The following is a 19,461-nucleotide window of genomic DNA, read 5'->3' on the forward strand; positions in this document are numbered from 1 at the left end:
GACCGGGTGTCCGGTGATCGGCGCATACTCATTTCATGTCATATGTCATCAGACATGACTGGATACCCAACCGATCTCATGAAATTCCCCAATATCTGCGCAATTTCCGGGTAAACCCGCGACGCCTCCATCGTCTCTCAGGCGTACCATGTCATACGACGACATACCATCCAGACCGCCACCCAGACGCGGACGCGGGGAACCGCCCCGTCCGCCGCCGCCCGATCGGAGACACGCTTGAACCCGCCCTCGCCCGCCCTGCCCGGACGCGACCCGCTCGCGTCCGCCGTCTCGAAAGTGAAGTGGCATGTACTGCCGCTCGTGCTGATCATGTTCATCGCGAATTACATCGACCGCGTGAACGTCGGCTTCGTCGATCGCCATCTCGAAGCGTCGATCGGCATCGGCGCGGCCGCGTACGGCCTCGGCGCCGGGCTGTTCTTCGTCGGCTACGCACTGTTCGAAGTGCCGTCGAACCTGCTGATGCAGCGCTACGGCGCGCGCGTGTGGCTGGCCCGGATCATGGCGACGTGGGGCATCGTCGCGGCCGCGATGGCGTTCGTGTGGAACGACACGTCGTTCTACACGCTGCGCTTCCTGCTCGGCGCCGCCGAGGCCGGCTTCTTCCCCGGCGTCGTGCTGTACCTGTCGCAATGGCTGCCGCCGCAGGAACGCGGCAAGGCGATGGCGATCTTCCTCGGCGGCTCCGCCTTCGCGTCGGTGCTGTCCGGGCCCGTCACGGGTGCGCTGCTGTCGGTGCGCGGCTTCGGCCTCGAAGGCTGGCAGTGGATGTTCCTGATCGAGGGGATGTTCTCGGTCGCACTGTGCGGCGCGAGCTGGCTGCTGCTGAAATCGCATATCCGCGACGCCACGTGGCTCACGGCCGAAGAACGCACGGCGCTCCAGAACGCGCTCGACGAGGAGCGCGCGACGCGCGACGTCCGCTCGAACGTGCCGGTGCGCGCCAGCGCGCTGCTGCGCGATCCGCAGATCATGCTGTTCTGCTTCCTGTATTTCGCGATCCAGCTGACGATCTACGCGGCCACGTTCTGGCTGCCGACGATCATCCGCAAGATGGGCGGCCTCACCGATTTCCAGGTCGGCCTCTACAACACGATTCCGTGGATGATCGCGATCGGCGCGATGTACGGCTTCGCGGTGCTGTCGTCGAAGTGGAAGCATCCGCAGCGCTGGCTCGCGTGCTCGCTCGTGCTCGCCGCATGCGGGCTGTTCGCGTCGACGTCGCACGATCCGGTATGGTCGTTCGCGTCGATCTGCTTCGCCGCGCTCGGCTTCAAGGCCGCGTCGTCGCTGTTCTGGCCGATCCCGCAGGGCTATCTCGACACGCGCGTGGCCGCGGCCGTGATCGCATTGATCAACTCGGTCGGCAACCTCGGCGGCTTCGTCGCGCCGACGGCCTTCGGCTATCTGAAGCAACATACGGGTTCGATCACGGGCGGGCTGTATGCGCTCGCGATCGCTTCGCTCGTCGCCGCGGTCGCCGCGCTGTTCGCGCGCACCCACCGGCGCAGCGATCCGCCGCGCGGCCTGCCGGCCGACGACTCCTTCACGAACGCTTCGATGCTCCGCCATGCCGAACACTGACCGCCTGACCGTCGTCGTCTCGAATGCCGCCGACGGCGACCTCGCCACGTTCTCCCTCGCCGGCGACGGCACGCTCGCGCCGCTCGCCCGCTACCCGGCCGGCGACGTCGCGATGCCGATCGCCGTCCAGGCCGACCGCGCGCGGCTCTACGTCGCGACGCGCGGCGAACAGCCGACGATCGTCGCGTTCCGCGTCGTGCCGGCCACCGGCGCGCTCGTGCGCATCGGCGCGACCGCGATCGACGCGAGCCATGCGTACCTGTCGCTCGACCGCAGCGGCCGCTGGCTGCTCGGCGCGTCGTACGGCGGGAATTCGCTGAGCCTCTACGACGCCGCGCGCGTGCGCGACGGCGACGGCGCGACGCTGCAGGTCGCGGGCGGCATCGCGAACGCGCACTCGGTGATCGTGTCGCCGGACAACCGTTTCGCGTACGTCAGCTCGCTCGGCTCGGATCGTGTGTTCAGCTTCGCGCTCGTCGAGGACGCGGGCGGCCTGCGTGCGCTCGAACACGGCGAAACCCGCGTGCCGGCCGGGTTCGGTCCGCGTCACCTGCATTTCGCGGATGACGGCCGTACGCTCGTCGTCGTCAGCGAATTCCAGGCCACGCTCGCGACGCTCACGCGCGATCCCGACACCGGCCGGCTTGGCGATGCACACGTGAGCGCGCGCCATCCGGCCGTCGCCGAACTCGCGCAAGGCCATGCACGGCCGCCCGTGCCCGCCGAGCCGTCGGTCTGGGCCGCCGACCTGCACCTGACGCCCGACGAGCGTTTCGCCTACGTCAGCGAACGCACGTCGAGCCGCCTGCTCTGCTATCGCCGCACCGAGGATGGCAGGTTCGAACCCGCGCACGCGACCGTCACCGAGACGCAGCCGCGCGGGTTCGCAATCGATCCGTCAGGACGCTGGCTTGTCGCCTGTGGCGAACAGTCGGAATTCGTGTCGGTGTATGCGATCGCGCCGGACGACGGCGCGCTGTCGCCGCACGCACGCGTGGCCGGCGGGCGCGGTGCAAACTGGGTCGCGATCGTCTGAAGTCGTGGCGCGCGCGGCATGACTCGGCAGGCCCACCACGCCGGCCGGTTCGTCCCGGCGTTCAGCGCCGCTCGCTCGGCGCAACGCCCGTCCAGCGCTTGAACGCACGCGTGAAATTGGCGCGATCCGTATAGCCGACACGCGCGGCGATCTCGTCGACCGGCAGCCGTGTCCCCTCGAGCAGCCGCAGCGCGTCGCGCAACCGGATCTCGTCGAGCAGTGCCGAATAGGTCGCGCCGTACTCGGCGAGCTTGCGCTTGAGCGTACGCGCCGACACATGCAGCTCGCGCGCGACGTCGTCGACCGACGGATAGCCGCCCTCGCCGCAGATCAGCAGGTTGCGCACGCGCTCGACGATGCTTTCCGCATAGCCGAGCCGCGCGAGTTCGGCCTCGCACTGCTGCACGATCATCTGCGCGGTATGCGCGTTCGCGGTGCCGATCGGTTCGCCGAGCAGCGCGGCGTCGCAGCGGATGCGGTTCGCGCTCGCGTCGAAATGGCAGCGCGGCAGCCGCGCGCGATAACGCTCGAACCACGGCGGCTCGGGCCATTCGAAGTGGAGTTCGGCACGCGACTGCAGCGTGCGCCCCGGCACCGGATACAGCAGCGAATTGAACAGGATCGCCGTCTCGACCAGGAAGTTCTCGACCGCGAACTGCCGCAGCCGGCCCAGCGGAAACGCTTCGAGCACATCGATGTCGACGATCCCGTCGAGCTGCGCGAGCCGCACCGAGAAGAACGGCACGCGCGTCGGCAGATAGCGGATGCCGAGCGCGATCGCCTCGCCGAGCGTCGCGCAGCTCATCAGCCCGAAACCGATCAGTCCCGCTTTCGTCAGGCTGCTGCGCAGGCCGATCTCGATCGCGATCGACGGGTCATCGGTGGCGTCGAGCAGGTTGAACACGATCGCCGCCTGTTGCAGCGGCGTGATGCGCGCATCGGGTTGCGCGAGCCGGTCGCGCTCGACGCCCGAGCCGGCAAGAATGCGGCCGCCGTCGATGCCGCGCTCCTCGGCCAGCATCAGCATGAACAGCGCATACGCGGACGACACCGTCGCCTTGTTCAGCTGGCGCGCGGCATCCGGGACGGACAGGACCATGCGGCGGACTCCGGAGCGGTTTCGGCGGATTGTAGCGTCGCTGGCCCGCAATGACACCGGGGCGAGACTCTAGCCGCGCCGGCCGGCCATCGTGGCCCGAAATGACACCGCCATTGGCACCGGCGGCCCTCGCGTGCGGTCCGGCGCGCGCCTATGCTTGTCACATCGGCATTGCGCCCCACCCTTTCCGCAGGAACCCCGGTCGATGAGCCAATCCGCACGAACCGCCTTTCGCAACGACGCGGACAAGGTCGCGTACGTCCGCCGCGAGGTCAACGCCGCGAGCGACGCGATCCGCGCGCGCGTTCCGCTGCTCGACAACCAGAACCTCGTCGGCGCGACCGTGATGGCCGTCTCGGTGAGCGCGATGCTCGCGATCGCCTGGCTGTATGCACGCGGTGCGATCGCGTGGTACGTCGCGCTGCCGCTCGCCGCGTTCGTCACGTCGCTGATCCACGAGCTCGAGCACGACCTGATCCACCTGATGTACTTCAAGAAGACGCCGTGGGCCTATCACCTGATGATGGCGCTGTGCTGGCTCACGCGGCCCGGCACGATCAACCCGTGGACGCGGCGGCGCATGCACCTGCATCACCACAAGGTGTCGGGCGGCGAATCGGATCTCGAGGAATACGGCATCACCAACGGCGAGCGCTGGGGCGTGAAGCGCCTGCTGATGATCGCGGACGGCATGCTCGCCGTCGTACTGCGGCCGGCCGCGATGCGCCGCAAGGTGAAGCAGTATGTGGCCGCGCAGCCGGTGCAGGATCCGTCCGAGCGCCTGCAGTTGCGCGTCGAACAGGTGTCGTCGTACATGCCGATCGGTCACGTGTACTACGTGCTGTGGCACGCGTTCATCGTCTATCACGTCGGCCTGTTCGCGCTGCATGCGTTCGGCTATCCGGTGACGGTGCCGGCCCTCGTCGAACGCGTGATGCGCGTCGTCGATTTCCTGGCCGTGGTGTGGCTCGGGCCGAACTTCGTGCGCAGCTTCTGCATCAACTTCGTCAGCTCGAACATGCACTACTTCGGCGACATCGATTCGCGCAACGTGATCCAGCAGACCCAGGTCCTCAACCCGTGGTGGATGCTGCCGTTCCAGCTGTTCTGCTTCAATTTCGGCAGCACGCACGCGATCCATCACTTCGTGGTGCGCGATCCGTTCTACATCCGCCAGCTGACCGCGCGCACCGCGCATGCGGCGCTGCGTGAAGTCGGGGTGCGCTTCAACGACGTCGGCACGTTCGCGCGGGCGAATCGCTGGGGTGCGTATCGTCCGACGCGCGGCACGCGCCAGGCTCAGGCCGACGCGTAACGAACTGCGTCAGCCGCCGATCGGCGGCATCGGCCCTTGCCCGCGGATCCACGACCAGTTCGCGAGCTCGGCCATTTCCTTGTCGCCACGGCTGTCGCCATACGCGAACAGCTGCTTCGGCGGCCGGTTGCCCCACCACCCGCGCAGCCGCACGACCTTCTGCGGCCCCCAGCAGTTTTCGCCGTCGAGCCGCCCGGCGAAGGTGCCGCGCTCGAACGCGAGCCGCGTCGCGAGCACCGCATCGAAGCCGGCCGTCTTCGCCCACTTCTCCAGATACAGCGACGGCGACGCGCTCACCAGCACGAGCTCGTGCCCGCGTGCCCGATGCTCGCGAATGCGGTCGAGCATTTCCGGACGCACGAGGCTCGGCAGGTAGCTGTCGACGAACGTGCGCGCCTGCGCATCGAGCGCGTCCTCGCGCACCGGCCCGAATGCGAACGATGCGAACTTCGCTTTCGCATCGCCGCGCGACAGCAGCCCGGCCTTCATCGCGACGATCCACGGCAGCGCACGCAAGCCGGCCCAAGCAAAGCGTGGCGTGCCGACCGCATAGCGGACGAAATGGCGAAAGCTGTCGGTCGTCGTGATGGTGCCGTCGAAATCGAATGCGGCAACGATGCGGTCAGTCATGGAGAATCGGCGGGAAAGCGATGAGATGCCCGGGAAGATAGCAGACTCGCGCCGGTGCACGTGAAATGGCGTGACGCGGCGTGGCTTGCGCAGCGAATGCACGCGCCGCGGCGCGCGCATTCCGTGCCCGCCGAGCCGTGCGCTCAGCGCTGCGGCCGCACCGCCAATGCCGCCGGCAGCACGACGTTCATCAGATGATCGGCGCGCGACAGCAGATCGGTCACGCGCTCGTCGAGCCCGCGCAATTGCTCGGGTTGCATGCGGATCTGCTGCACCGCCTGCCCGACGATGTTGCGGCGGTCGAACAGCGTGCGCTCGACGCCCGCGTCATCCGGTGCGCGCACGACGTCCGACACCGCGCTCAGCGCCGCGAGCACGACCACGAGGTTCTCTTCCGCATGGCGGACCTTCGCGGCGAGGTCCTCGGTACGGCGCGGAAAGAAACCGAGCGACTGCTTGAGCGCCCCGATCGCCGCACGGTAGTCGACATGGCCCGACGCGGCCGCACCGAACCAGCGTTCGAACATGCCCGCCTTGCGCGTCGCCTGCGCGAGCATGCCGGCCATCATGTCGGCCGCGCCGAGTTCGTTGAACTCGCGCGTCGTCGCCGCGACGGCTTCGACGAGGTTGCCCGCCGTCTCCAGCGCGCCGTCGCCGATCGTCGCGACCGTCGCGAGCTTGAGCGGGACCAGTTGCCGGATGTGCCGCTCGATGCGCGGCGCGTAGTCGGGATACAGATTCGGAAAGCTGGCCTGCGCGGCGCGGAAGCACGCTTCGAGCTGCGGATGGTTCGATTCGCCGAACACCGCGCGGCCGACCGCCTCGGCCGGCGCCGCGCGCACGGCCTTATCGGACGCAGGTGCCGGCCCGAAGTCGAGCGCCTGCGGCGCCGGCCGCTCGGGCGCACGCGCGACCGGCGTCGCGGCCGCAGGCGGCGCGTCGAACGCAAGACGCCCGGGCGTGCGCTCGGGCGTCGTATCGAACTCGAGCCGCTTCGGCTCGTCAGACGGATTCGTCATCGCTGCTTCCTGCCCGGCGCGGCGGTATCCCGCCGGCCGGGCTGCCGCCAGTCAGACCGCGCCGCCGTATGCGCGCACGAAGTCGCCCAGGCCGCGGTTGTAGCCGGCGCCGACCGCCTTGAACATGAAGTGGCCATCGCGGCGATAGAAGCTGCCGACCTGCACCGACGTCTCCATCGAGAAGTCTTCCTCGAGCGCGTACTTCGCGATCACCGCGCCCGACACCTCGTCGGCGATCTGGATGTAGCTGTTGCGCACCTGGCCGAAATTCTGGCGGCGCGCTTCGGCCTGGTCGATCGTCACGACCACCGAGATTTCCTCGATGTCCGCGGCAAGCTTCGTCACGTCGATGAAGATCACCTCGTCGTCGCCGTCGCCGCTGCCCGTGCGGTTGTCGCCGCTATGCACGACGCCCAGGCACTTCGACGCGGGCATCCCGCGCTTCGGGAAATCGTCGCCCGGCTGGATGAAGGTGTCCTTGCGCTCCATCGTGCGCACTTCGCTGTTGTAGAACACGAAGTGCTGATCCGAGATCAGCTTCGGATTGCTCTGCGCGTCGTACTTGCACAGGAACACCGACACGTCGAGATCGAAATCCGTACCCGTGTCCGTCGAGTTCGCATCCCAACCGAGCCCGATGCGGAACTTCTGCGTGCCGGGCGCTTCCTTCGACAGGTTGACGCGACCGCCTTTCGACAAATTGATCATCTGAACCTCTTCTGCTGGAACCGCCGTTGCGCCGGCGGCAATGCCGGGCCGCCCTGCGCGGCCCCTCGTTGATGGTGTTCGACCCGCGCGTCGCGCGTGGTCACTCGCCCGCCACGGCGGTCCGGTCTTCCTTGCGCTGCACGACGATCGACGACCACACGGCCGCGGCGATCATCGCCGCGCCGACCAGGCCGGTGATGACCTCGGGCACGTCGAACTTCACGCCGAGGAACATGATCGTGGCGAGCGCACCGATCGCCCAGAACGCACCGTGTTCGAGATAGCGGTACTGCGCGAGCGTGCCCTTCTTCAACAGCACGAGCGTCATCTCCCGGATATAGGCCGCGCCGACGCCGAGGCCGAGCGCGATCAGGAAGATGTTGTTCGACAGCGCGAATGCGCCGATCACGCCATCGAAGCTGAACGACGAATCGAGTACTTCGAGATACATGAAACCCGCGACACCTTCGCGCACCACGCGCGTGCCCGTCTCCTCGCCGCCGATCAGATCGCCGATGCCGTGCGCGATCACGAAACTGATCACGCCGAACGCACCCGCGAGCAGGAAGCCCACTTGCTCGGCCGCCGGCACGTAGAGCGACGCGACGATGATGATCGCGAGCGTCAGCGCCACTTCCAGCGCCGTGATGCGCCCCAGATGGCTCATCGGGCCTTCGAGGAAACCGATCCAGTGCTCGTCCTTCTCGGTATCGAGCATGAACTTGAAGAACACCATCAGCAGGAACGCGCCGCCGAATGCGGATACCTGGTGATGCGCGGACGTGAGGATCGCAGCGTACTTCTCCGGCGACTCGATCGCGAGCGTCAGCGCGTCCCACATGCCGATGTGGCCGATCACGGCGACGATCAGCAGCGGGAACACGAGCCGCATGCCGAACACGGCGACCGGCAGGCCGAACACCATGAAGCGGTTGCGCCACTTCTCCGACCAGTTCTTGAGCACCGATGCGTTGACGACCGCGTTGTCGAGCGACAGCGAGATTTCGAGCACCGACAGGACCGCGACGATCAGCATGTCCTTCACGCCGCCGAGGAGATAGGCCGCGATCAGCGCGAGCACCGTGAGCGACAACGGGATCTTGAAGTCTTTCAACATGATGGGGTAATCGAGTTCTGGATAAAAGGCGTGCGGGCCGCGCTTACTTCGCGCGCACCCAGTCGCAGAATTCCTGCGTGATCAATTGTTCATAGATCTGTTCGTCGCTGACGTCGAGCGATTCGAGATGCAGGAAGCCGACGTTCGGCATCTCGTCCGCGACTTCCGCGAGGAAGCCGAATTCGCTCGGATCGCCGACGCCGACGAGCGACCAGTACAGCGGGTAATGCTGCGACTCGGCCAGCAGCTGGCGCACGCGCTTGCGGTCGTTCTTCGGGTTCTGGCCGTCGGTGACGAACAGCACCCATGCGGGCAGATCGCCGTTCACCGGTGCGGACGCGGCCGGCGCGGTCGTTTCGTCCGCACCGCCGAACAGCCGGCTCAGGAAGCCGCGTTTCTCTGCGCGCTTCGGCGACGGCTCCGGCGCGCGGAAGAAGAAATCGACGATGTCGTTCATCACCGGCGCGTACTGCGTGCCGCCCCACTTGTCGATCTGCGCTTCGAGCACGTAGTCGGAGATGTACGAGCCGTAGTTGTCCGGCGTCGCGGTCGGCAGGCGATCGTAGCCTTCGGTGAAGGTCCACGTGTCGACTTCGCCGTTGTCGTCGAACTTCAGTGCAATGCCGAGGATCCGGTCGTGCGTCTCCTGGATCACGCCCGACTGGTAGAGCGGCTTCGCGGAGCCGGAGATGTCGAGCGCCGCGCCAACGCGCACGACGGGCGGCTTCAGGATCTGGCGTTTTTCGAGGACGATCGCGACCTTCGCCGCGCGTTTCTCAAGCGTAATCATGCGGTGTTCTCTCGGTTCTTTCAGTTGTGCTTCGGAGCGAATCGGGTGATCAGGTCCTGTTCGAGCTGGCGCAGTCGCGGCGCGTCCTGCTCGCGCTGGCGCTTGCCGTCGGCGATGATCTGCGTGATGTCGTCGAATGCGCCGAACAGCTGCTGCTGCGCGTATTCGAACGTGTCGGTCGAGATCACCGGACGCTGGCCGAGCTTCGCGACTTCCTGCGCGTTCTGGCGGTTCAGGTCGGCCTGCGCGCGGATCGCCTCGTCGGCCGCGTCATACGTCGCGTTCGCGAGCGCCGCGGCGCGCTTCGTGCTGAGCTGCTCGAGGTAGAGCGCGAACGCGTTGGTCCACGCGGGGATCAGCACGGTCTTGATCGTCATGAACTTCGACGTCAGCGTGCGTTTCTGGTCCTGCTCCATCCGGATCTGCGGCGCGAGCTGCTTCGACATCAGCATCGCGCGGTCGAGGTCGTCGAGCTTGCTTTCGAGCGCGTCGACCTTGCGCTTCACGTCGAGCAGGCGTTGCGCGGCGAACGCGTCGTCCGCCGGCTGCTGGCCGGCCTCGAGATGCGCGCGCAGCGTCACGAGCGCCGTTTCGCCGTGCGCCTTCGACTGCGCGAGCTCCTGGTGCAGCGCGTAGTTGTCGTTGTACATCCGCTCGAGTTCGTCGATGCCGGCCTTCTGGCGCTGCGCATGGTTCTCGAGCTCGACGACGAGCGTGTCCATCCGCTTGCTCACCGTCTCGTATTGCGACAGCAGCTTCTCCTTGGTCGAGCGGAACAGCCGCGTGACCTGCGTGAGCAGCCCGCCCTTGTCGGCGCCGCGCGGGTCGAGCCCCTTCGCGGTCGCGATCAGTTCGTTGAGCTTGTCGCCGAACTGGTCGGCATCCGACGCGCGGACGCTCGCGAGAATCTGCTGGGAGAAGGCGGCGATCCGCGTGCCCTGCGTCGCGCCGAGCTGGTCGATCTCGTCGACGGTGATCAGGCGGACGTTCTCCGCCGGGCGTGCTGCCGGCACGGCAACGGCGGCGACGACAGGCACTGCGACGGGTGACGCAGACGGGGTGGAAGGACGATCGCTGACCGCATCGGAGTTCTTGTCATCGAATAGCGGCTTCATGTGGCTACCACGTTTCCTTTTCTGCTTTCTGCTGCGTGTTGTCATGCGCGCGAGGCGCGCATCCGCGATTGCCGCCGTGCTCTCTCACGGTCGGCAGACGGACAATAAATGCCTCAAGCGCCTTGCGTCAAGGGAAGGAATTCTTTCAATCAGCATTCATTTTGTAATGTGACTCGTGGATACGATGCCCGACCATCGCCGTTCCTGCCGCCATGCGCGTTGGCTGCGCAAGAATTTGAGCCCGCCAAACTTACACGTCTGATCAATGCGAAAGAGAAATGAAACCGGCTGTTCTGGCGGGTTTCGGACGGCGCGCATGCGCGGACGAGACGTCCGCGGGCACCGATTCCGCGTTACCGTTCCTGCACGCGACTCATGCCGAGCCGAGGCACGATGAACGGCACGGATCGGTCACGAATCGTGAAATCCCAGCGTCCGTCGATCCCCACGAACGTCGCACTGAAATGCCGGTCGTCGGTCCACGTGATGTCGTCCAGATGGCACGACGCGTACATCGCGCCGACCGTGCGCTGCGCGAGCGCCTTGAATGGATCCTTCGACACGAGCGTGAACGTGACGGCCTCCTCGAACAGGCAGTCGTAGTCGGTGACGAGCAGATACGCGTCCGGCGTCTCGAACTGGCGAAGCAGCACATAGCCGGAAACAGTGAGGCCGGAACGTACGCCGTTCACGCGCACATGGGTGCGCGACGGCCACGTTTCGTACGGACCATCGTGCGTTTCGAGCGTGAAGCGCTCGATCGGCTTCATCGCCGCGCCGCTCGGCGGGAGGCGTGTTCCCGATGCATCGCCGCGTCAGTTCGCGGCCTTGCGATACAGCGCGACGTACCCCGCGAGCATCAGCAGCAGCGACCCGCTGACGCGGTTCAGCCACTTCTCCCCGGCCTCCTTCCACACCCGCACCGAATGCACGCCGAGCAGCGCATAGCCGGTCATCCCGACGACGTCGATCGCGACGATAGTCGCCGCGAGGATCGCGTACTGCGGCGCGATCGCATGCGACCGGTCGACGAACTGCGGCAGCAGCGCGGACATGAACAGGTAGTACTTCGGGTTGCTCATCGCGACGAAAAAGCTCTTCAGGAACGCGGTCCGGCGATCGGGTGTCGCGTGATCGAGCGCCTGCGCGGCGGCAGAACCGCCGGATGACAGCAGCATCCGCACGCCGACATAGGCGAGCCAAGCAGCGCCGGCCAGCTTCAGCGTGACGAATGCCGTTTCCGACGCGTCGAGCAGCACGCCGAGGCCGAACCCGACCAGCGCGACCATCACGACGTCGGCCGTGACGGCGCCGAGCATGCCGACCATCGCGTGACGCAATCCGTACCGCGAGCCGTTGCTCATCGCGAGCAACACCGTCGGGCCGGGCGTCGCGACGCCGACGGACAGGATCAGGGCAAAGGCGAGCAAGGCGGACGGCGACATGGCGTGGCGTTCCCTTTGAACGAACGGCTGGAAAATGCAGGCGGACGGGGCATGATCGCACGATGGCGCGACTGCCCGCTCGACGGTCGTCGGGCGGGCCGCCGACCTCGCGACCCGACCGATTTGCATGGATCGTCGGACAGAGTGGCGGACTGCCGCCAGAGTTTGCTATACTCTCGGTCTTCCGGAGAGATGGATGAGTGGTTTAAGTCGCACGCCTGGAAAGCGTGTATAGGTTAATCGCCTATCGGGGGTTCGAATCCCCCTCTCTCCGCCAGGACACAAGCCCTGAAACCCGAGCCAGCCGAAGCCAGCGCTGCCAAGGATTTCAGGGCTTTCTCGTTTTACGGGCGTCTCGCATCAGCGCGCCAGCGCATGACATTCCGGGCGGACGACCGACGCACGACGTACAACCGTGCGCCCCCTCCCCTGAGACTCCACATCCGCCAGTTCCGCAACCTGATTCCAGTGGATGCACCGTCGGTCAGCAGAAGCGTTTCGTCCAGCCCGCCATGTGCGACGGGCCGGTGTGCTGCAAGAAGCGAGGGCACTGTCCCGTGCGCCTGGACGCCGCCCGACCGGACGAACTCAACGACGCACGGCGCTCTTAACCGACTCCGCCTTTTCGATCGCGCTTCGCGCTGAGTCGAGTTGCTCCAGTTCGGGCAGCTTGGCCGGCATCGCGCTCAGTTCGCTCCATTTGCTGGAGGGATCCGGCATGGTTGCCTGTTCGTAATTGAAAGCGATCGTCGCAACCCCCTCCGAAAAATTGTCATTTCCGCCAGGATTGAGCGTCACGCCATACTCGCCATTCGTCGGCTCGAGGTTTTTCAGACATTCCTTCTTTTCCGTATACGTCGTTTGCTTCCCCTTCGCGTGATATTCAATCGTGCAAGGCAAGCTGACCAGTTTCAGATCGCTCTGGTTATCGATGGTGTACCAGATGGCCGGGGGATACACGTCATTACCCTGATTCGAACACACGATATCCGTGCACGAGTCCCGGTTTTTCCTTCTCTCTTCGGTCTTGATCGAATATCCGACGTACGTGATCCGCGGGACAACCGTCTTCAACAATCGCAGCGCCTCTGCCCGCCTCTCCTTGTTGTCCTTGATCTCGGGCTCCATCGTGGAAAGTTTCTCCTTCAGCCGATCGATCTTGTCCTCGTTCAATCGAATGTAACGATTGGCTTCGCCCAGTACCACGTCCCGCGCCGTCGGTGATTTTCCGTAGCGACCGACAAAGGTCCGGACATCGAGATCGCTGACAGCCCAGTTGTAGGCCTCGACCTGCTCGGCAGTCATTTCCGACATCGCCTTGGTCAGCGACGCATGATAGTTGACCTCGTCGAAGCCGTTACTGGCGTCCAGCTTGCGGTCGACGCCTTCGCCGCCCAGCGTCTTGAACAGCACGAAATGAACGACGACGAGGCCGCCCACGGCAATCCAGAGATACCGAATCCGCTTCACTCGGCTGAGGTCGATACACTCCGGTGCGGCGGCCTGATACTCCTTCTTTGCAATCCTCATTGTCCGAAGCAGCAGGTAGAAAGCAAAGAGCGTAAGCAAAATGAACGCATATCCGCAGGCCTCACCCAGCCCTGGGTAATTCAACGACTTCAGAACACGTTCCGCGATCAGTGCGCCAACGCCGGCGCACAGAAACATGACGCCGCGCTCGGCGTCACGATGACTTCCTACATATTCCTTCAGGGTTATGCTCATGCTGATTGTGGTCCGAAATATCAGATTGGCATGCCGGATCGGGGTGAGGATCCGGCGAAAAGTGGGTCAATCGCCCGTCAGAACGTGAGCGAGTTGATGTAGTGCATCTCGGTGATGGGCTCGACCTCGTTCGGCCCGATGCCATCGATGGCGGGCAGCAGATTGTCATTGGCCGCGGTAGCCGGCTCGATGCGTGGACGAACGTCCTCGACGCCGAACAATCCATCGACCACGGCTACCGTGGACGTGATCGCGCCGGCAATACCCTTCGAAATGTTGTTCGTCGTCGAGAGCCAGGTCGGCTTGACACCGACACCGAGCGTGTAAGCCATCTCCGCAGCCATGCGTGCGCCGACGTCGCGGGCAAGGTCGTCCGCGGTTTCTCTGCCGCCGACGATGCTCTTCTTGCCGAGCGAAACCACTTTGCCCTCCAGCATGAACGACACGCCGAACGTATCCGCGCCGTACGGCAGCGAACGCGTGTACCACGAACGCACGTGGAACCAACGTACCTGGACGATCATCTCGCCGCGCGACTGGAAGTACTTGCCGTTACCTTCATAGCCCTTGATCAAGGCGGCCACGGCTTTCTCGTAGTCGTCGCCCTGACAGTCGGCCGGGCACGGCAGCACCTTGAGCTTCGGCATGTAGCCGATGAACTCGCCTGCCTGACCCTTGACGCGACCGCTTTCGGACATCCCGCGCAGCAGGTCCTCGTTCACGATGTCGGGCATGCTCGCGTTCGGCCTGAACAACGCCGGCTTCAGCGATGCCTTGGACAGATAAGCCTGCTTGAGGGGATTCCTCTCCGTCGTCACGCCGTCGGGCAAACCAACCGCCTCCGTCTCCGTGCCCGCCTCTTCCGGTATTTGCTGTGCGACCGTGCCCAGGCTGATCAAGCCCAGAACCAGGCCGCTTATATGGCGTTTCATTACTGCGGCTTCCCCGTTTTTATTTATGTAGATCTTGTCGAATCCGGACCGTTGCCCGCCCCGTGTCGCGCTGGTCGACATCGACGCGGCGCACGAGAAATGCAAGCTCCTCGATTGTTATCGGCAGGAATATCGAAAGTCTTTAGAAAGTCGCTTGTCGGCGAAGGCAAGCCGGGCCGCGATCGCCGTGGCAGCGGGCGCCACCTTCGCGTGGCAGTTCTCGCGCGTAGCCTCGCTCTGCCAGAAACACCCGACCCGCTGAATTTTCCGTGAAATCAGTAGGTCTTCACATGATCTGCACGGGTCGGCCGCAATCGGCCGCAGCGTGAGGCGGGCCGTGCATCGGCCCCTCCCGCCTCCCCGCGTCACGGATGCCGAATGTAATCCACCAGCGCCAGCGTATATTCATCCGGCTTTCGATCGCACAGACTCACCACGATCGCCACCGCAAACCCCGCCGGCACCCCGAACACCCCCGAACTGATCGGCTCGATCCCGAACCACGTGCGCCCTGCGAACCCCGTCAGCTGCGTGAAGTACGGATAGGTCGACACGATGTAGTACACGCACACCGCCAACCCCGTCACCATCCCCGCGATCGCACCGCGCGTCGTCGTGCGCTTCCAGAACACGCCGAGCACGAGCACCGGAAAGAAGCTCGAGGCCGCCAGCGAGAACGCGGCGCCGACCAGAAACAGGATCTTCCCGGTATTGAGCGACGCGACATACGACGCGAACAGCGCGACGCCGAGCAGCAGCACCTTCGAGATCGTCACGCGCCGCTGGCTCGATGCGTCGGGCGCGACCATGCAGTAGTAGACGTCGTGCGACAGCGCGTTCGCGATCGTCAGCAGCAGCCCGTCCGCGGTCGACAGCGCCGCGGCCAGCGCACCGGCCGCGATCAGCCCCGACACGACATACGGCAGCCCGGCGATCTCCGGCGCGGCCAGCACGACCATGTCCGGCTGCATCTGGATTTCCGACCAGTGCACGATGCCGTCGCGAATCACCTCGACGACGCTGATCAGGTCGGGTTCGAAGTGATGCCATTGCGTGACCCACGCCGGCAATTCGGCGAACGGCCGCCCGACGAGGTTCGCGAGGATCTCGTACTTGATCAGCACCGCGAGCACCGGCACGCTCAGGTAGAACAGCGCGATGAAGAACAGGGTCCACCCGACCGAGCGCCGTGCCGACGCCACCGACGTGGTCGTGTTGTAGCGCGTCAGGATGTGCGGCAGGCTCGCGGTGCCGAGCGACAGGCACAGCAGCAGCGCGAGGAAATTCCGCTCGCGCGGCTTGCGTTCGTCTTCGCTCGCGGCGGGAAACGGCTCGTGCATCGGCACGGGCGGCTCGGCCCGGGCCAGCAGGTCGTCGCGCGCCTGCGTCCACGCAACACGCGCCGCCGCCGGATCGCGCGGGAAGTCGGCCAGCTCGCGCTCGCGCTGGCTGATCTCGCGCAGCGGCCCGTTGTGGCGCCGCAAGTCGGCAAGCTGGTCGGCGAGGTGCCGGCGTGCGTCCGCATAGGATGCCGGCAGCCGGTCGAGCCGCGTCTGGATATCCGCGGCTTGCCGGCGGTACGCGTCGCGCACCTGCTGCTCGTCGAACGCATCGCGCACCTGCGCTTCGCGCGCCGCGACGCGCTCCATCAGCTTGCCGTAATTGAACTGCGGCACGGGGCCGAGGCCGTTCTTCATCGCGATCAGCGACACCGGAATCAGGATCGCGCTGATCAGGATGATGTACTGCGCGACCTGCGTCCACGTGACCGCGCGCATCCCGCCGAGAAACGAGCACACGAGGATGCCCGCGAGCCCGCAGAAAATCCCGATCGCGAAATCGACGCCGATGAAGCGTGTCGCGATCAGGCCGATCCCCTGGATCTGCGCGACCAGATACACGAACGAACACAGGATCGCCGCGCCGGCCGCCAGCGCGCGCACGGCCGTACTCGAAAAGCGCGTCCCGAGAAAATCGGGAATCGTGTAGCGCGCGAGCTTGCGCACATACGGCGCGAGCAGGAACGCGACGAGGCAGAACCCGCCCGTCCAGCCCATCACGTACGCGAGCGCGTCGTAGCCGGTGGCGTAGAGCGACCCGGCCAGCCCGATGAACGACGCGGCCGACAGCCAGTCGGCCGCCGTCGCCATCCCGTTGAACGCGGACGGCACGCGCCGCCCGGCCACGTAGTACTCGACGAGATCGGACGTACGCGACAGCAGCCCGATCACCGCATACACGGCGATCGGCACGAACAGGAACACGTAGCCGATCCAGACGCCGGAGCCGGTGGCGCGCTCGATCCGCCACATCAGCAGCACGAACCCGAGAAACCCCAGCGTGTAGAGCGCATACGCACGAATCAGTCGACGCGTCAGCATGGATCAGCGCCCGCCGCGTGCGTTGACGGCAAGCGCCGCATGGTCGTCGTAGGCGCGACGCAGCGTCCGGTCGGCGCGCTGCATCAGCCCGATGTAGACGACGATCAGCACGAGATACACGAGAATCGCGCCCTGCGCGCCGACATAGAACGGCAGGCTGAACCCGGCGAAGCGGATACCCGCGAGCGCGGGTGCGAAGAACGGCACGATGAACGACACCGAAAAGCCGATCACCATCAGCACCGCGATCAGCGCGACGTTGAAGCGCCAGTAGCGCGCATGGGCACGCGCGAGCGGCTCGGGAACGGGCGGTGGCGCGGCAGGCGCGGAACGGGTCGAAGCGGTCATGCCGTTATGTAACAAAAAGCCCCTGCGCGGGCAATCGGGATTGCCGCGCAGGGGCTCGTGCGCGTGATGCGCAACCGGTACGATCAGCGCACTTCGGCGAGCTGCTCGAGGATGGCCGGATTCTCGAGCGTGGACGTATCCTGCGTGATCGCCTCGCCCTTCGCGAGCGAGCGCAGCAGGCGCCGCATGATCTTGCCCGAGCGCGTCTTCGGCAGGTTGTCGCCGAAGCGGATGTCCTTCGGCTTCGCGATCGGCCCGATCTGCTTGCCGACCCAGTCGCGCAGCGTCTTCGCAAGCGCCGCCGCTTCCTCGCCTTCCGGACGCGAACGCTTCAGCACCACGAACGCAACCACCGCCTCGCCCGTCGTATCGTCCGGACGGCCGACCACGGCCGCCTCGGCCACGAGTTCGTGCGAGACCAGCGCCGATTCGATTTCCATCGTGCCGAGCCGGTGGCCCGACACGTTCAGCACGTCGTCGATCCGGCCCATGATCGTGAAGTAGCCGGTGTCCTTGTCGCGCACGGTGCCGTCGCCGGCCAGATACAGCCGCCCGCCGAGTTCCTCGGGGTAGTAGCTCTTCTTGAAGCGTTCCGGGTCGCCCCAGATCGTGCGGATCATCGCGGGCCACGGGCGCTTGACGACGAGAATGCCGCCTTGCCCGTTCGGCACGTCCTGGCCGGTTTCGTCGACCACCGCAGCCATGATGCCCGGCAGCGGCAGCGTGCACGAACCGGGCACGGTCGGCGTCGCGCCCGGCAGCGGCGTGATCATGTGGCCACCCGTCTCGGTCTGCCACCACGTGTCGACGATCGGGCAGCGCTCCTGGCCGACGTGCTTGTGATACCACATCCAGGCTTCCGGATTGATCGGCTCGCCGACCGTGCCGATGATGCGCAGGCTCGACAGGTCGTAGCTCTTCGGATGCACCTTGTCGTCGGCCTCGGCCGCCTTGATCAGCGAACGGATCGCGGTCGGCGCGGTGTAGAACACGGTGACCTTGTGGTCGCCGATCATCTTCCAGAAGCGGCCTGCGTCCGGGTAGGTCGGCACGCCTTCGAACACGACCTGCGTGCCGCCGCACGCGAGCGGGCCGTACGTGATGTACGTGTGGCCGGTGACCCAGCCGATGTCGGCCGTGCACCAGAACACGTCGGTGGGCTTCCAGTCGAAGGTCCACTTCATCGTCTGCGCGGCCCACAGCAGGTAGCCGCCCGTGCTGTGCTGCACGCCCTTCGGCTTGCCGGTCGAACCCGACGTATACAGGATGAACAGCGGATGCTCGGCGCCGACCCATTCCGGCTCGCACTGGTCGGATTCGGCGGCCGTCAGTTCGTGCATCCACAGATCGCGCTCGGCGTGCCAGTCGATCTTGCCGCCGGTGCGGCGATAGACGATCACGCTCTTCACGGCCTCGCAGCCGCCCATCGCGATCGCTTCGTCCGCGATGCTCTTCAGCGGCAGCGTCTTGCCGCCGCGCGCCTGCTCGTCGGCCGTGACGAGCGCGGTCGCGCCGACGTCGACGAGCCGCTCGTTCAGCGACTTCGCGGAGAAGCCGCCGAACACGACCGAGTGCGTCGCGCCGATGCGCGCGCAGGCCTGCATCGCGACGATGCCTTCGATCGACATCGGGATATAGATGACGACGCGGTCGCCCTTGCCGATCCCGCGCTTCTTCAGTGCATTCGCGAAACGCGACACGCGGGCGAGGAGATCCGCATAGGTGACGCGCGTGACGGACCCGTCGTCGGCTTCGAAGATCACCGCGACGCGCTCGCCGTTACCGGCTTCGACGTGGCGGTCGAGACAGTTGTACGACGCGTTCAGCTCGCCGTCCTCGAACCACTTGTAGAACGGTGCGTTCGACTCGTCGAGCACTTTCGTGAACGGCTTGTGCCACGCGAGGCCCTCGCGCGCGAGACGCGCCCAGAAGCCTTCGTAATCGTTTTCGGCTTCGGCGGCGAGCGCACGGTAGGCCGGCATGCCGGAAATGGTCGCCGCCTGCTCGAGCGCCGCGGGCGGCGCAAACTGGCGGGTTTCGTGAAGAACCGATTCAATCGCAGACATCGACTACCCCTTGGTGAACATGAATCCTCTGCATGGCGGCGCGATCGTGCGCGCCGCGCGTCTTGGCCGGCGCATGCGCGCCGCTGTCTCCTACCCACCACTCACGCACGGCCCGAAGGCTCCTGCGCGA

17 protein-coding genes and 1 tRNA gene are annotated in these 19,461 nt (G+C 65.9%); 4 read left to right on the top strand and 14 right to left on the bottom strand.

Features of this window, described 5'->3' with window-relative positions:
• The first annotated feature begins 237 nt into the window (after positions 1–237).
• Both ACN8ZM_RS11800 and ACN8ZM_RS11805 read left to right on the top strand, forming a co-directional pair.
• Positions 238–1,605 (top strand): MFS transporter, encoded by a 1,368-nt coding sequence (locus tag ACN8ZM_RS11800; protein WP_420210030.1) that lies wholly within the window; start codon positions 238–240, stop codon positions 1,603–1,605.
• Positions 1,592–2,641 (top strand): lactonase family protein, encoded by a 1,050-nt coding sequence (locus tag ACN8ZM_RS11805; protein WP_420210031.1) that lies wholly within the window; start codon positions 1,592–1,594, stop codon positions 2,639–2,641. Before ACN8ZM_RS11800 ends, ACN8ZM_RS11805 begins: the two co-directional genes overlap by 14 nt.
• Before the next feature lie 61 nt (positions 2,642–2,702).
• Here ACN8ZM_RS11805 and ACN8ZM_RS11810 read toward each other — a convergent pair whose 3' ends face one another.
• Positions 2,703–3,740: an AraC family transcriptional regulator gene (locus ACN8ZM_RS11810; protein ID WP_043188706.1), complete on the bottom strand. Its 1,038-nt coding sequence runs from the start codon at positions 3,738–3,740 to the stop codon at positions 2,703–2,705.
• A gap of 205 nt (positions 3,741–3,945) precedes the next feature.
• Here ACN8ZM_RS11810 and ACN8ZM_RS11815 point away from each other — a divergent pair, with 205 nt between their 5' ends.
• Positions 3,946–5,055, top strand: a complete 1,110-nt coding sequence (locus ACN8ZM_RS11815) for a fatty acid desaturase (RefSeq protein ID WP_420210032.1) — start codon at positions 3,946–3,948, stop codon at positions 5,053–5,055.
• Positions 5,056–5,064: 9 nt separating this feature from the next.
• On the opposite strand, the gene ACN8ZM_RS11820 is transcribed toward ACN8ZM_RS11815, so the two are convergent.
• From ACN8ZM_RS11820 to ACN8ZM_RS11855, 8 genes are all read right to left on the bottom strand, one after another.
• Positions 5,065–5,685, bottom strand: coding sequence for an HAD family hydrolase (locus ACN8ZM_RS11820; protein ID WP_089450921.1), 621 nt, complete (start codon positions 5,683–5,685; stop codon positions 5,065–5,067).
• A gap of 143 nt (positions 5,686–5,828) precedes the next feature.
• A complete protein-coding gene (locus tag ACN8ZM_RS11825) occupies positions 5,829–6,704 on the bottom strand; it encodes a hypothetical protein (RefSeq protein WP_420210033.1) in 876 nt (291 codons plus the stop codon).
• Between the two features lie 51 nt (positions 6,705–6,755).
• Positions 6,756–7,412 (bottom strand): TerD family protein, encoded by a 657-nt coding sequence (locus ACN8ZM_RS11830; RefSeq protein WP_089450923.1) that lies wholly within the window; start codon positions 7,410–7,412, stop codon positions 6,756–6,758.
• Between the two features lie 100 nt (positions 7,413–7,512).
• Positions 7,513–8,529 carry a DUF475 domain-containing protein gene (locus ACN8ZM_RS11835; RefSeq protein WP_043188715.1) on the bottom strand — a complete coding sequence of 339 codons (1,017 nt, stop codon included), beginning with the start codon at positions 8,527–8,529 and terminating at the stop codon, positions 7,513–7,515.
• 43 nt (positions 8,530–8,572) lie between these two features.
• The gene (locus ACN8ZM_RS11840) at positions 8,573–9,319 is read right to left on the bottom strand and encodes a VWA domain-containing protein (RefSeq protein ID WP_420210034.1); all 747 of its coding nucleotides are present in this window, start codon (positions 9,317–9,319) and stop codon (positions 8,573–8,575) included.
• Between the two features lie 20 nt (positions 9,320–9,339).
• Entirely contained in the window at positions 9,340–10,434 is a 1,095-nt protein-coding gene (locus ACN8ZM_RS11845; protein ID WP_205823562.1) for a toxic anion resistance protein, read from the bottom strand.
• Between the two features lie 353 nt (positions 10,435–10,787).
• Complete coding sequence (locus ACN8ZM_RS11850; RefSeq protein WP_420210035.1) at positions 10,788–11,204, bottom strand: hypothetical protein; 417 nt, start codon at positions 11,202–11,204, stop codon at positions 10,788–10,790.
• Between the two features lie 45 nt (positions 11,205–11,249).
• The gene (locus ACN8ZM_RS11855) at positions 11,250–11,879 is read right to left on the bottom strand and encodes a LysE family translocator (protein ID WP_420210036.1); all 630 of its coding nucleotides are present in this window, start codon (positions 11,877–11,879) and stop codon (positions 11,250–11,252) included.
• Between the two features lie 186 nt (positions 11,880–12,065).
• Between ACN8ZM_RS11855 and ACN8ZM_RS11860 the strand changes: the two genes are divergently transcribed.
• Positions 12,066–12,156 (top strand) — tRNA-Ser (locus tag ACN8ZM_RS11860).
• 311 nt (positions 12,157–12,467) lie between these two features.
• On the opposite strand, the gene ACN8ZM_RS11865 is transcribed toward ACN8ZM_RS11860, so the two are convergent.
• The 5 genes from ACN8ZM_RS11865 to acs form a co-directional block, all read right to left on the bottom strand.
• Positions 12,468–13,604 carry a hypothetical protein gene (locus tag ACN8ZM_RS11865; protein WP_420210037.1) on the bottom strand — a complete coding sequence of 379 codons (1,137 nt, stop codon included), beginning with the start codon at positions 13,602–13,604 and terminating at the stop codon, positions 12,468–12,470.
• A gap of 77 nt (positions 13,605–13,681) precedes the next feature.
• Entirely contained in the window at positions 13,682–14,536 is an 855-nt protein-coding gene (locus tag ACN8ZM_RS11870) for a hypothetical protein (protein ID WP_420210038.1), read from the bottom strand.
• Between the two features lie 365 nt (positions 14,537–14,901).
• Positions 14,902–16,917 carry a sodium:solute symporter family protein gene (locus ACN8ZM_RS11875; RefSeq protein WP_043188727.1) on the bottom strand — a complete coding sequence of 672 codons (2,016 nt, stop codon included), beginning with the start codon at positions 16,915–16,917 and terminating at the stop codon, positions 14,902–14,904.
• 3 nt (positions 16,918–16,920) lie between these two features.
• Positions 16,921–17,265: a DUF4212 domain-containing protein gene (locus tag ACN8ZM_RS11880; RefSeq protein WP_420210039.1), complete on the bottom strand. Its 345-nt coding sequence runs from the start codon at positions 17,263–17,265 to the stop codon at positions 16,921–16,923.
• Between the two features lie 83 nt (positions 17,266–17,348).
• Positions 17,349–19,331: an acetate--CoA ligase gene (acs, locus tag ACN8ZM_RS11885; protein WP_043188731.1), complete on the bottom strand. Its 1,983-nt coding sequence runs from the start codon at positions 19,329–19,331 to the stop codon at positions 17,349–17,351.
• Positions 19,332–19,461 lie beyond the last annotated feature (130 nt).

Origin of the sequence: Burkholderia aenigmatica, from assembly GCF_048627025.1 — a bacterium.
GTDB lineage: Bacteria > Pseudomonadota > Gammaproteobacteria > Burkholderiales > Burkholderiaceae > Burkholderia > Burkholderia aenigmatica.

Coding starts and splice junctions, on each gene's coding strand:
- ACN8ZM_RS11805 (WP_420210031.1), top strand. CDS start 1,592: ATGCCGAACACTGACCGCCTGACCGTCGTCGTCTCGAATGCCGCCGAC.
- ACN8ZM_RS11810 (WP_043188706.1), bottom strand. CDS start 3,740: ATGGTCCTGTCCGTCCCGGATGCCGCGCGCCAGCTGAACAAGGCGACG.
- ACN8ZM_RS11815 (WP_420210032.1), top strand. CDS start 3,946: ATGAGCCAATCCGCACGAACCGCCTTTCGCAACGACGCGGACAAGGTC.
- ACN8ZM_RS11820 (WP_089450921.1), bottom strand. CDS start 5,685: ATGACTGACCGCATCGTTGCCGCATTCGATTTCGACGGCACCATCACG.
- ACN8ZM_RS11825 (WP_420210033.1), bottom strand. CDS start 6,704: ATGACGAATCCGTCTGACGAGCCGAAGCGGCTCGAGTTCGATACGACG.
- ACN8ZM_RS11830 (WP_089450923.1), bottom strand. CDS start 7,412: ATGATCAATTTGTCGAAAGGCGGTCGCGTCAACCTGTCGAAGGAAGCG.
- ACN8ZM_RS11835 (WP_043188715.1), bottom strand. CDS start 8,529: ATGTTGAAAGACTTCAAGATCCCGTTGTCGCTCACGGTGCTCGCGCTG.
- ACN8ZM_RS11840 (WP_420210034.1), bottom strand. CDS start 9,319: ATGATTACGCTTGAGAAACGCGCGGCGAAGGTCGCGATCGTCCTCGAA.
- ACN8ZM_RS11845 (WP_205823562.1), bottom strand. CDS start 10,434: ATGAAGCCGCTATTCGATGACAAGAACTCCGATGCGGTCAGCGATCGT.
- ACN8ZM_RS11850 (WP_420210035.1), bottom strand. CDS start 11,204: ATGAAGCCGATCGAGCGCTTCACGCTCGAAACGCACGATGGTCCGTAC.
- ACN8ZM_RS11855 (WP_420210036.1), bottom strand. CDS start 11,879: ATGTCGCCGTCCGCCTTGCTCGCCTTTGCCCTGATCCTGTCCGTCGGC.
- ACN8ZM_RS11865 (WP_420210037.1), bottom strand. CDS start 13,604: ATGAGCATAACCCTGAAGGAATATGTAGGAAGTCATCGTGACGCCGAG.
- ACN8ZM_RS11870 (WP_420210038.1), bottom strand. CDS start 14,536: ATGAAACGCCATATAAGCGGCCTGGTTCTGGGCTTGATCAGCCTGGGC.
- ACN8ZM_RS11875 (WP_043188727.1), bottom strand. CDS start 16,917: ATGCTGACGCGTCGACTGATTCGTGCGTATGCGCTCTACACGCTGGGG.
- ACN8ZM_RS11880 (WP_420210039.1), bottom strand. CDS start 17,265: ATGACCGCTTCGACCCGTTCCGCGCCTGCCGCGCCACCGCCCGTTCCC.
- acs (WP_043188731.1), bottom strand. CDS start 19,331: ATGTCTGCGATTGAATCGGTTCTTCACGAAACCCGCCAGTTTGCGCCG.